The organism is Buttiauxella warmboldiae (assembly GCF_003818135.1).
Taxonomy (GTDB): domain Bacteria; phylum Pseudomonadota; class Gammaproteobacteria; order Enterobacterales; family Enterobacteriaceae; genus Buttiauxella; species Buttiauxella warmboldiae.
The window spans coordinates 1-11,833 of sequence record NZ_RPOH01000099.1 but is presented as its reverse complement, the minus strand read 5'-3'; the positions used below and the strand labels follow the sequence as shown (position 1 = coordinate 11,833).

Annotated in this window: 14 protein-coding genes; 3 read left to right on the top strand and 11 right to left on the bottom strand. The window is 55.4% G+C overall.

The annotated features are described in order from the left end of the window. Nucleotides 1-94: 94 nt before the first annotated feature. The 11 genes from flgL to flgB form a co-directional block, all read right to left on the bottom strand. Nucleotides 95-1,057, bottom strand: a complete 963-nt coding sequence (flgL, locus tag EHN07_RS19205; protein WP_124025613.1) for a flagellar hook-associated protein FlgL — start codon at nt 1,055-1,057, stop codon at nt 95-97. Between the two features lie 16 nt (nt 1,058-1,073). After that, nucleotides 1,074-2,735 carry a flagellar hook-associated protein FlgK gene (flgK, locus tag EHN07_RS19200; RefSeq protein ID WP_124025612.1) on the bottom strand — a complete coding sequence of 554 codons (1,662 nt, stop codon included), beginning with the start codon at nt 2,733-2,735 and terminating at the stop codon, nt 1,074-1,076. 84 nt (nt 2,736-2,819) lie between these two features. Further along, complete coding sequence (flgJ, locus tag EHN07_RS19195) at nt 2,820-3,761, bottom strand: flagellar assembly peptidoglycan hydrolase FlgJ (RefSeq protein ID WP_124025611.1); 942 nt, start codon at nt 3,759-3,761, stop codon at nt 2,820-2,822. Then, complete coding sequence (locus EHN07_RS19190; RefSeq protein ID WP_124025610.1) at nt 3,761-4,855, bottom strand: flagellar basal body P-ring protein FlgI; 1,095 nt, start codon at nt 4,853-4,855, stop codon at nt 3,761-3,763. Before EHN07_RS19190 ends, flgJ begins: the two co-directional genes overlap by 1 nt. 11 nt (nt 4,856-4,866) lie before the next feature. Beyond that, nucleotides 4,867-5,562: a flagellar basal body L-ring protein FlgH gene (gene flgH / locus EHN07_RS19185; protein WP_124025614.1), complete on the bottom strand. Its 696-nt coding sequence runs from the start codon at nt 5,560-5,562 to the stop codon at nt 4,867-4,869. 64 nt (nt 5,563-5,626) lie between these two features. Next, the gene (gene flgG / locus EHN07_RS19180) at nt 5,627-6,409 is read right to left on the bottom strand and encodes a flagellar basal-body rod protein FlgG (RefSeq protein ID WP_124025609.1); all 783 of its coding nucleotides are present in this window, start codon (nt 6,407-6,409) and stop codon (nt 5,627-5,629) included. Nucleotides 6,410-6,439: 30 nt separating this feature from the next. After that, entirely contained in the window at nt 6,440-7,195 is a 756-nt protein-coding gene (locus tag EHN07_RS19175) for a flagellar basal body rod protein FlgF (protein WP_124025608.1), read from the bottom strand. Nucleotides 7,196-7,214: 19 nt separating this feature from the next. Then, the gene (gene flgE / locus EHN07_RS19170; protein ID WP_124025607.1) at nt 7,215-8,468 is read right to left on the bottom strand and encodes a flagellar hook protein FlgE; all 1,254 of its coding nucleotides are present in this window, start codon (nt 8,466-8,468) and stop codon (nt 7,215-7,217) included. A 27-nt stretch (nt 8,469-8,495) separates the two neighbouring features. Then, nucleotides 8,496-9,170, bottom strand: coding sequence for a flagellar hook assembly protein FlgD (flgD, locus tag EHN07_RS19165; RefSeq protein ID WP_124025606.1), 675 nt, complete (start codon nt 9,168-9,170; stop codon nt 8,496-8,498). A 12-nt stretch (nt 9,171-9,182) separates the two neighbouring features. Further along, nucleotides 9,183-9,587, bottom strand: a complete 405-nt coding sequence (gene flgC, locus EHN07_RS19160) for a flagellar basal body rod protein FlgC (protein ID WP_124025605.1) — start codon at nt 9,585-9,587, stop codon at nt 9,183-9,185. Nucleotides 9,588-9,590: 3 nt separating this feature from the next. After that, nucleotides 9,591-10,007, bottom strand: coding sequence for a flagellar basal body rod protein FlgB (gene flgB / locus EHN07_RS19155; RefSeq protein ID WP_124025604.1), 417 nt, complete (start codon nt 10,005-10,007; stop codon nt 9,591-9,593). 151 nt (nt 10,008-10,158) lie between these two features. On the opposite strand from flgB, the gene flgA reads away from it, so the two are divergent. The 3 genes from flgA (at nt 10,159) to flgN (ending at nt 11,663) form a co-directional block, all read left to right on the top strand. Next, nucleotides 10,159-10,818 (top strand): flagellar basal body P-ring formation chaperone FlgA, encoded by a 660-nt coding sequence (gene flgA / locus EHN07_RS19150; protein ID WP_124025603.1) that lies wholly within the window; start codon nt 10,159-10,161, stop codon nt 10,816-10,818. 118 nt (nt 10,819-10,936) lie between these two features. Further along, complete coding sequence (gene flgM / locus EHN07_RS19145) at nt 10,937-11,233, top strand: flagellar biosynthesis anti-sigma factor FlgM (RefSeq protein ID WP_124025602.1); 297 nt, start codon at nt 10,937-10,939, stop codon at nt 11,231-11,233. 4 nt (nt 11,234-11,237) lie between these two features. Continuing rightward, complete coding sequence (gene flgN / locus EHN07_RS19140; protein ID WP_124025601.1) at nt 11,238-11,663, top strand: flagella biosynthesis chaperone FlgN; 426 nt, start codon at nt 11,238-11,240, stop codon at nt 11,661-11,663. Nucleotides 11,664-11,833: the final 170 nt, after the last annotated feature.

The window sequence follows — 11,833 nt, the reverse complement described above, 5'->3', positions numbered from 1 at the left end:
TAACCGCGATGAACCAAAAAAAAGCCCACTCCGGGGTGCGGAAGTGGGCATATAAGCGTACTCAGTTTCAAAGCACGCCCAAAAGGTGAAAACTTTATCTGTTTAACTGAAACAGCGACATTCCCTGCATATCGCTAAAGGCTTTATAAGAAGCCTGAAGGGCCGCCTGCTGCATCACATAGGAAGAGATAGCCGAGTTCCAGTCCACATCCACTAAGTCACTCATTTGCTGCGCCTGCCCCAAACCACGATCGCGACCTAACTCATCAAGCTTATCGAGCTCGCTCAGCTGCGTACCTAATTCGGCACGTACGGTCAGCACGTTGTTAAGGGAGTTTTTCAGGCCGCGGTTAGTTTTATCAATCGCCGCGGTTAAATTCGCTTTCTGTGCATCATCCAGTCCGGCAGCTGGCGTTCTTAACGTTTCAATAGCTGAATCAAGCATATTGAAAAGGCTCTTCTCCTGGATGCCATTGCCCGGCTCCGGCACCGCATTGCTGGTTAATGACTCGAAAATTTCTGAGCCCGTATGCCCAATGGTCATGATGCGCGCGGCGTCCACCGATTGTGAAACCGCAGTCGCCCCGCCTTGATAAGTGATACTTCCCGCGCCGCCGCTAAACGGCGCAGACTCCGTTTTATAACCGGCAAAAATATAGCGCCCGTTACCATCAGTGCTGTTGGCAAGGTTGAGGAGTTGATGACGAATGCCTTCCAGATCGGTCGCCAGTGATGCACGGTCGTCATCGCTGAGGGTGCCGTTATTGGCGTAGACAACTTTTTCCTGCGCGGACTGGATCGCCGTGGTCACCTGCCCCAGCACGTTCTCTTCCAGCGAAACCTTTTGCGTGGCAAAAGTACGCGCCAGCGCATACTGGCTGTTTTGCGCCTGAGCCTGAGACAGCACCACGGCTTGTGAGGCCGCAATCGGGTCATCGGAAGGTTTCGTCACGCGCTTGCCGGTTGACATCTGTTCGCCGTAACGCAGCCATTCACTTTGTGAGTTGGTCACGCCACGCATATTCTGTTGATACATCATTGCGGTACTGATACGCATACGCCAGCTTCCTTAATTAACGGATGGACAGCAACGCATCAAACAGTGTTGATGCCGTCTGCAGGACCTGAGCATTGGCCAGGTAATATTGTTGGAAACGCTGCAGGTTGCCGTACTCTTCGTCGAGGTTGACGCCGGAGATAGACTGCTGCTGGTTACTCAACTGTATGACCACGTTATTTTGTGTGCCGCTGGTCACTTTCAGCGTGCTGGTCTTATTGCCCACATCACTCACCAGGCTTGCATAGGCATCGTTAAAAGATTTGTTGCCGTTAACCAGTTTGCCATTTTGCAGATCCAGCATCGCCTGGGCGTTGCGGTTATCGCTCTCGCCGCCGCTCGGGTTGCCAGCCAATGCCAGCGTACTTTCATCGGCGATCGGGACCGCCATATTCACCACGGCATCAGAGACCGGTTTGATAACAAAGCTGTCATTCTTCGTGGGATTCTGGCCGCTGATTTCGACCTTCAATCCATCAAAGCTGAGGCTTTTTTTACCGTTAGCATCAACGACGGCGGCGGCTGAAAATTTCTTGTGGTCCGATAACCGAGTGATGTTCCAGTCCGGGTCATTAAAGACCACTTTGTAGTCGCTGGCCTGAAGCTGGCTGCTATCCGTCACGTTTGCTGCGAGCGTGGTTGATTTAGCGGCATTGTGGCTATTGCTTAGTACGGATGGGCCACCGATATCAAAGAACTTACCGCCGGGGTTACCGTTGGCATCAATCCCTTTAGCATGCTGTTGGTTTATCGCATCGGCAAAGGTCGCGGCCAACTGCCCCAGGCGGTTACGGGCGCTATCCAGATCCTGGGTACGGAAGGTCAGCATCCCGCCGAGCGTGCCGCTGTTGAGCTGGCTTTCCGGGATTTCAGTGTTGCCTGCAACGGGATCAACATAGGCAACGGTAATCCGCGCCGGATCGGCGCTGGAAGAGACCGCCGCCAGCTTGCTGGCTTTATCACCCTGCACCAGAGATAAGCCGTTGGCGATAGAAACGTTATAGGTCCCGCCATCCTGTACGCTAACTTCAACGCCCACAACCTGGTTAAGCTCGCTCACCAACTGGTCACGCCGATCGAGCAGATCGTTAGGCGTTGCCCCTGCGCCCACGCCGGTCAGGCGTGAGATCTGATTATTCAGATTGGCAATCTGGCTGGCGTAGTTATTGATTTGCTCCACGCTGCTCTGGATGGCGGTATTCACCTGCTTATCCTGGTCGCGCAGATACTGGTCGGTCACCTTAAACTGGTTGACCAGACCGCTGGCGTTACCCAGCAGCGCCTGACGGGCCGCCGGGTCTTCTGAGTTACTGACCAGCGTTTGCAGGCCGGTGAAGAAGCTCTGTATCGTGGTGGCAAGCGTGTTGGTGGTACCAGAGAGCATATTGTCTATTTTCGACATCTGCTGATACTGAGTATTCAGACCGCTGCTTTGGGTTTGTGCCGCACGCAGTTGGTTAGTGATAAACGCATCATATTCACGTTGTACACCGCTGACCTGCACGCCGTTGCCAATCCAGCCACCGGCGCTTAGCGTACTTTGCGACTGAGACAGCACTGTAGTCTGGCGCGAGTAGCCAGCGACGTTGTAGTTAGAAATGTTATTACTGACGGTATTCAGTGCCGCCTGAGCAGCACCCAGGCCACTCATGGCACTGTTAATCAGGCTACTGGACATGAAATTTCCTTAGCGCGTTAATCACGGTTCCTGTCGTCAGGTATCGGCAGTTCCCGCCGGGACTTGAGACATTAATAACGAATTTCAGAACAAATTAGAGAGATCGTTGCTATAGGCCTTCGCCACTTTCTCCCCCATCGCTTTCATCTGCCCAATCATGCCGGTGAGTTTGCGGGCATAGTTCGGATCGGTCGCGTAACCGGCATTCTGTAAGGCCTGCGCACCTTGTTCTGCGCTATTGGCGTTAGTGACGGCGGCGTAGCGTGGGTTGCGCGTCAGCAGCCCCACATAATCAGAAAGGGCTTCCAGATAAGAGCTGTAGACACGGAATTTAGCCTTCACCTTTTTCGCCTCGCCGTTTTCATATTCGGTGGTGGTGATCTCAGTCACCGGCCCTTTCCAGCTGCCGCTGGCTTTCACGCCGAATAAGTTAAAGCTTGGCTCACCTTTTTCCGTAAGGATTTGACGCTGCCCCCAGCCTGACTCCAGCGCGGCCTGCGCCAGAATCAGGTGGTGCGGAATGCCGCTCTGCTCGCTGGCAAGCCTTGCGGGCAACGATAGCTGCGCCAGAAAGTCTTTGCTGTCACCGCTTAGCGCTTCTTCATTAGAAGGGGGCTGCGGGATTGCCTGGCGCACCATTTTGCTTAGCGTCTGGTTCTGGAAACTGCTCACCGTTTGCCAATCAAACTTCATCGGTACTTTGCCTGTTTCTTCCTGAGGGGCAGCGCTTCCCCCCATCTGTTCGACCATCATATCGGCCAGCCCCAGGCCTTTAGCGCTCAGCTGCTGGGCAATTTGCTGGTCATAAATGCTGGTATACATGCGCGTCTGCTCGCTGCTAAACAGGCCATCTTTCGGCAACGCCTCACGCATGCTTTTCAGCATCATCTGTACGAACATCCCCTCCACCTGGCGGGCCACCGACTTCATGTTGCCTTTTGGGTCCTGCCCGGTTTTCGCTTTCAGCTCGTTAAGCGAGTTAGCATCCCATGCGGCATTCGCCAGTGATTGGGTTTCGTTAATCATCAGATGATTTCCACTTTGGCACGCAGGCAGCCCGCGGTTTGCATTGATTGCAGAATCGACATCAGCTCCATTGGCGATGCTCCCAGCGTATTGAGCGCGCGCACCACGTTGTTCAGATTGGCGCTGGCGTTAACCCGCTGTAGCGCGCCACCGTTCTGACGCAGGTCGATTTGCGTTTGCGGCGTCACTACCGTCTGGCCGCCGCCAAAAGGCGTATCCGGCTGGCTCACCTGTGCCTGGCGATTCACCGTCACCGACAAGTTGCCCTGCGCCACGGCACAGGTATCCAGCGTTACTTCCTGGTTCATCACCACCGACCCGGTACGCGAGTTAATAATCACTTTCGCATCCTGAGCCGGCATCCTCACTTCCAGGTTCTGGATATCTGCCAGCAGGCGTACCTGCGAGCTATTACCGCCTGGCACGCGGATTTGAATCGTACGCGCATCAAGAGCTGACGCGCTGCCAAAGCCGCGTGAACGGTTGATGGTGTCGGTTATCTGCTGGGCAAGAGTGAAGTCGTCATTGTTTAGCTGCAGACTAATCATATTCCCGCTGCCAAAAGTGCCCGGTAACTCACGCTCAATAACCGCCCCGTTAGTGATACGCCCGCCGTTCAGCTGGTTGACCTGCACGCTGCTGCCGCCCGCAGAGGCGCCGGCGCCGCCCACCAGAATATTACCCTGTGCCAGCGCATAAACCTGATTATCGACACCTTTTAACGGCGTCATCAGCAGCGTGCCGCCGCGCAGGCTTTTGGCGTTGCCCATGGAGGAAACCACCACGTCGATATTCTGCCCGGAACGGGCAAACGCCGGGTATTTCGCCGTCACCATCACCGCGGCGACGTTTTTAAGCTGCATATTGGTCCCGGCGGGAACCGTGATCCCCAGCTGTGAAAGCATGTTGTTTAGCGTCTGGGTAGTAAACGGGGTCTGCGTGGTCTGATCGCCCGTTCCATCCAGCCCCACCACCAGGCCATAGCCAATCAGGGAGTTCTCGCGCACGCCCTGAACCGTGGTCAGGTCGCGAATGCGGTCGGCCTGTGCCAGCGTTGCCACCAGCATCAGCAATGCCAGGAAATATCTGCTCATGGATCCCTCGCTTACATCGGCGATAAATTAAGGAAGAAACGTTGCAACCAGCCCATGTTCTGCGCTTCGTTGATATAGCCGTTGCCGACATATTCAATACGCGCATCAGCCACTTGCGTGGATGCCACTGTGTTGGTGCCGCTGATAGTGCGAGGATTCACCACGCCGGAGAAGCGGATAAATTCAGTCCCCTGATTAATGGCTATCTGTTTTTCGCCCACCACGTGCAGGTTGCCGTTGGCCAGCACCTGATCCACCGTGACGGTTAAGGTGCCGCTAAAGGTGTTACTGGCGTTTGCCCCGCCTTTACCGTTAAAGCTGTTGCCGCCAGAGGCATCCACTGACGCGCGATCGTTGCCGAATAACCCCTGCAGATAGCGAGGCGTTACGTCAAAGCCAAAGTTTGTTTTGCCATCGCGGCTGGCATTTGCCGACGAGCTTTTGCTGGCGCTGACATTTTCCTGCAGCGCAATGGTCAGGGTGTCGCCAACGTTACGCGGGCGGCGGTCTTCGAACAGCGGTTGATACCCATAGTTCACCGGCTGCGCGGTCTGGAAAATAGACCCATTAATGATAGGTGCCGGGCCCGGTACCGGCTGGGCCGTGGTCGCCCCTTCCACCAGCGGTTTTGTTGGTATCAGCGCACAGCCACTGGTGGCGAGCAGCAGACACATCAAGACAGAACGAAGAACCATTGGGTTTTGCATTGCTTTCATCTTCAGGTGATTCAGATAACGAGAGCCGATGCAAAAACTCGCACCGGCCAGGGTCTTACAGCTGCGTCAGTTTTTGCAGCATCTGATCGGTTGTCGAAACGGCTTTCGAGTTGATCTCGTAAGCGCGCTGAACCTGAATCATATTCACCAGCTCCTCCGCGACGTTTACGTTGGAGGTTTCAACGTACCCCTGGTACAGCAGCCCGGCGCCATTGAGCCCCGGCGTGCTTTCATTTGGCGTACCCGATGACTGGGTTTCGGCATACAGGTTTTCGCCGAGGCTCTCCAGTCCCGTATCGTTCATAAAAGTGGTCAGATTAATCTGGCCTACCTGAACGGGCTGCGCCTGCCCCTGTTGAGTCACGCTGACAATGCCGTCGCGTCCTACGGTAATCGTCAGAGAGTTTGCCGGGATCGTGATGGCAGGCTGGACCTGGAACCCACCCGCGGTAACCAGCTGGCCGTTTTGATCGACCTGGAATGAACCGTCACGGGTATAGGCGCTGGTGCCATCCGGCAGCTGTACCTGAAAGAACCCCTGCCCTTTGATAGCCACATCTTTGCTGTTATTGGTCTGCGACAGGTTGCCCTGGCTGTGCAGCCGTTCGGTGGCGACCGGGCGCACACCCGTACCAATCTGCAAGCCGGATGGCAGCGTGGTCTGCTCGGACGATTGCGCGCCGGGCTGACGAATCGTCTGGTAAAGAAGATCTTCAAATACCGCGCGTTGACGCTTAAAACCGTTAGTGGAGACGTTTGCCAGGTTGTTGGCAATCACATCCATATTGGTTTGCTGGGCATCAAGACCGGTTTTGGCAATCCATAACGAACTGATCATATTGAATTCCTGTTAGTTACACCGCGGTTATCAGGTCATCGACAGCAGCTGATTGGCCCGCTGCTCGTTTTCATCTACGCTGGAAATTATCTTCATCTGCATCTCAAAACGGCGCGCGTTGGCAATCATGTCAGCCATCGCTTCAACCGGCTTCACGTTGCTGCCCTCCAGCACGCCGGGCATTACTGAGATGCTGGCATCAGCCTGCAAGGTGGCGCCACGCGTGGCCTGAGCGGCAGGCGTCAGACGGAAAAAACCGTCATCGCCGCGCATCACCTCAGTATCGGTAGCCTTCACCAGCTTCAGCCGGCCAATCGGTGCCACGGTATTTGGCTGGTCACCCGCGTTAAGCGCCGAAATGGTGCCATCCGCCGCGATAGTGAGCTGCGCGCCCTGTGGCACCGCTATCGGGCCGCCTTCCCCCATCACCGGCTGCCCGCCGATGGTCAGCTGCCCGGCAGGGCTGACCTGCATATTGCCGTTGCGGGTATAGGCTTCGCTACCATCAGCACTTTGCACCGCCAGCCAGCCATCCTGTTGCAGGGCAACATCCAGCGGGCGTTGGGTGTAATCAAGCTGGCCTTGCGACATATCAGCGCCGGGCGTTGATGCCGTCACCAGCGTGCGCGTCGGCAAAGAGAGCCCTTCCACCGGCACCGCACGCAGCGCGGTAAGCTGCGCGCGAAAGCCCGGAGTTGAAGCATTAGCCAGGTTGCTGGCGGTCACCGCTTGTTGATTCAGCGTCTGGCTGGCGGCCCCCATGGCGGTATAAATTGCATGATCCATTAAGCTATCCCGTTAGCGCTTAGCGCAGATTAACCAGGGTATTGAGGATCTGGTCCTGGGTTTTGATGGTCTGGGCGTTAGACTGATAGTTACGCTGCGCGACGATCATATTGACCAGCTCTTTACTCAGATCGACGTTGGAGGACTCCAGAGCGCCGTTGGTCAAGGTACCGAAGTTACCGCTTCCCGCCATGCCCAGCAGCGCAACCCCCGAAGCATTGGTTGCAGACCACACGTTATTGCCCTCGGAAGAGAGACCTTCCGGGTTGGCAAAGTTAGACAGCACAATCTGGCCTAACAGTTGGGTTTGCTCGTTGGAGTAGTTGCCCACAAGGGTGCCGTCATCGTTAATCTGGTAGCTCACCAGATCGCCTGGCCTGTAGCCATTTTGATTTGCGGCAACGATGTTGTTGGAGCCGGTGTTTTGCTGCATCGAGTTCAGCAGGCTAAAAGTGAAATTCACCGCAGCGGCACCGTTCAGCGCGCCAGTGGCAATGTCAAATTGCGGTGTATTAGAAGTGATAACCTGGGCTGGATTGGCAGGGTCCGGCTTCGTGATGTTATCGATAGCGCCGTTGGCGTTAAAGTGAATGGTGCCTGCGCGTGCCGCTGCGTTGCCGATAACGCTGCTGTCCTGGGTATGCACATCCCATGTGTTATCGGCAGTTTTTACATAAAACACGTTCATGTCATGGGCGTTACCCAGGGTGTCATAAACGGTAATAGAGCCTTTTTTGTTATAGCTTGCAGAGTTAGTCGCATCGAATACGTTGACTTCGGGCAGCGCGTCTGATGAGTTCAGGTTGATCTGCATGGCTGCCTGAGAAGTCAGCTTCGCGGCCATCAGCGTATTCGGCACCGCAAGCCCTACCGGGTTTGCCCCTTCCTGAATGGTTGGCGGTGTGCCGGTGGCCGGATAGCCCGTCAGCCGCATCCCCTGCATATTCACCAGGTTACGGTTCTCATCTAATTTGAACTGCCCGTTGCGGCTGTAATAGACAGAACCGTTGCTGTCCGCCAGCCGGAAAAAACCGTTCTGGCTAATGGCCACATCCAGGCCGCGCCCGGTGTTGGTGGTGGTGCCGTCGCCAAAGTCCTGAGTGATGCCCGCAACTTTCACGCCAAGGCCCACTTTCGAGCCTGCGAACATATCCGCGAAAGAGACGCTGCCGGATTTGAAACCGTAGGTGGCGGAGTTGGCGATGTTGTTGCCAATCACGTCCAGGTTGGTAGCCGCGGCATTCAGGCCGCTGACCGCTTGAGAAAAGGCCATGTCTTACTCCTGCAAAGGGTGGAAGGCTTAAATAATCTGCCTGATATCGTCGAGGGTGGAGGTGCCATAAGTACCGAGGTCGAGCAAGGTCTTGCCATTGCTGAGGGTCACCCCGTTAACCAACGCAAAGTTAAGCGGTTGGGCAACCAGCTGAGTCCCGCCATTAGCGGCGTTGATGGCAACGTTGTAAGCTCCGTCCGGCGCTTTTGTCCCGTCGGTCATGGTGCCATCCCAGGTAAAGGTATGGACGCCCGCGCTTAGCCCACCAATATCGAGCGTGCGCACCACTTTGCCCGTGTTATCAGTGACCGTGGCGGTAACTTTATCGGCTGCCTGTTGCAGCTCTACGCCAAATGGAGTGGTGGATTGACTGCCCGCCAGAATTTTGCTGCCTGGGATCATCACCCCGTGACCAATCAGGGCGCTGGCCTGAACAGACTGGTTATTGGTTAACTGGCCAGATACCGAGCCGAGGGTGGTATTGAGCTTCTCAATGCCGCTCACGGTGCTGATCTGCGCCAGCTGGGTGGTCAGTTCATTATTTTGCAGCGGGTTAGTCGGGTCCTGGTTTTTTAGCTGTGCAACCAGCAGCGTCAGAAAACTACTCTGCAGGTCAGCGGCGTTGCTGCCGGTCAGGTTGCTATTACTCGATAAAGTATTAACACCACTGGTGGTGTCGTTCATATTAACGGCGATACTCATCAGTCACTCCTTTTACTGACCAAGAGTCAGGGTTTTCAACATCATGCTTTTCACGGTGTTGAGCACTTCCACATTGGCCTGGTAGCTGCGCGAGGCCGACATGCTGTTGACCATTTCACCGACCACATCCACGTTTGGCATCCGCACGTAGCCTTTGGCATCGGCCAGCGGATTGCCCGGCTGAAAGACCAGCTTGTCCGGCGCCTGGCTCTCTTCAACAGCGGTGACTTTGACGCCGCCGGTTTCAGCCCCTGGGGCGGCATCCACCTGGAAAACCACCTGCTTTGCACGATACGGCTGGCCATCCGGGCCGGTTACGCTATCGGCGTTAGCCAGGTTACTGGCCGCCACGTTCATTCGTTTGGATTGCGCGGTCATCGCGGAGCCGGCAATATCAAAAATATTCAGTAAAGCCATGGGTTAGCCACCCTGCTGCAGCACGGACATCATGCCTTTGATTTGGCCGCCGAGAACCGTCAGATCTGACTGGTATTTCAGGCTGTTGTCGGCAAATTGCGTACGTTCACGGTCCATATCGACGGTGTTGCCGTCCATAGCCGGTTGGTCAGGAATGCGGTAGAGGAGATCGAGCGAAGGTGTGGAGCGCGTCGCCGCCGGAATATGGCGCGCGGAGGTCAGCGTGAGCGAAACACCGCCGCCCTCCACGCGTCCTCTGTCCATCACTTTTTTCATCTCACTGGCAAAATCAATATCGCGAGCCTGATAGCCCGGGGTATCGGCATTAGCGATATTGGCGGCCAGTATTTCCTGACGCTGGGCGCGCAAATTTATCGCTTCCTGCTGAAATCGCAGTGCGGCATCCAGTTTGTCGAGCATATTCCCTCCGCATAATTAGGATTTGTCCGACAGCTTAAACCCCTTACGCGTGCGTTATCGTCGGAATAGACGCAAAATGCATCGCTATTTATCGCCTTGATCAAACCCGTGCCCGGTTAAAATCACTGCAACCTGAACCAGGAGAAGCGTGATGAACGGTGTGAAAATAGCGAGCGCAATTGCCGTGCTGCTGGCCTGCCATCCGGCATTTGCCACTGTCCTGGATGCGCCGCTGAGGCAGTTTTTTCAGCAGCGTCTGGCGGGCATCGGTGATGAAGTGTCGGTAATAGTGAAAACTCCCGCGGCACAGTTGCCCTCCTGCCCGCTTCCCGAATTTTCGATGCCGGGCAATGCACGCCTGTGGGGGAATGTGAGCGTGCTGGCGCGCTGCGGTAACGACAAGCGCTACATTCAGGCCGAAGTGCAGGTCACGGGAAATTACGTGGTTGCCGCCCAGGCTTTACCTCGCGGCAGCGTTATTCATGAAAATCAGCTGCAGCTTCAACGCGGGCGTCTGGATCAGCTGCCGCCACGCGCGATGCTGAATTTACAGCAGGCAAGCAACGCCGTGACGCTGCGCGATATCGCACCTGATCAGCCGATTATGCTGTCAATGGTGCGCCAGTCATGGCGGGTGACGGCCGGGCAGCGGGTTCAGGTGGTCGCTGCTGGTGAGGGTTTTAGCGTGAACAGCGAAGGCAAAGCGCTAAATAATGCGGCTGTCGCACAAAATGCGCGAGTGCGGATGGATTCGGGGCAAATTGTGAGCGGCACCGTGGCGGCTGATGGGAATATTCTGATTAATCTGTAAAATTCTGTGGGTGATGAAGAAGGCTATAAAGGTTAGGCGGCGGCTGCCGATAGTGAGTTAACAATCATAGATATTGGCAGGCTCTGATGCTGTGGGCCACCTCGATGAGGAAAGAATAATGAGCATTGATCGCACGTCTCCTTTGAAACCGGTAAGTACCGTACAGCCACGCGAAACAACCGACGCGCCGATACAAAAGAGCAGCCGTCTGGAAAAAAGCGCGGCGCCAAACAGCGCCAGCGTGACGCTTAGCGACGCGCAGGCGAAGCTAGTTCAGCCAGGCAACGGTGATATTAATATGGAACGCGTTGAAGCACTCAAAACCGCGATCCGCAACGGCGAGCTTAAAATGGATACCGGCAAAATCGCCGATGCCTTAATCCATCAAGCTCAAAGTTATCTCTCGAGTCAATAACGGCATGAGTCGTCTGCTAGAAGTGATGGATCAAATGGCTGTGGTGCTCAACTCTCTGCAGGAGGTGATGGATGCCGAACAGCAACAGCTATCCGCCGGCCATGTGAATGGCAGCGCATTGCAGCGTATTACCGAAGACAAAAGCTCGCTGCTGGCCACGCTTGATTATCTCGAGCAGCTTCGGCGCGCGGCGCAAAAAACCGAGGACCCCGCCAGCACGGCTATCAGCCAGCGCTGGCAGATGATTACGCAAAAGACGCAGCACCTGCTTGATATCAACCAGCACAATGGCTGGTTATTAGAAGAGCAGCTGGCGCGCAATGAACAAGCGCTGGCCGTGCTCAAGCCGCATCAGGAGCCGAATCTTTACGGTGCGGATGGGCAAGCGACAACGGTGAGCCGCGGTGGGAACAAAAAAATAACGATTTAAAACAACCCTTCTCCCCATCTTCTTCCTGAGGGAGAAGAAGAAAAGATAGAGTTTCTGCACATTAAATAGCGTCCCCTCTCCTTCAAGGAGCTGTCTCTTAGGCATATCTTTGTGAGTTGGGAAATTGCCAGCAACGCTAACGGTAATGCATTTCTAAGGCTTAACGCGAC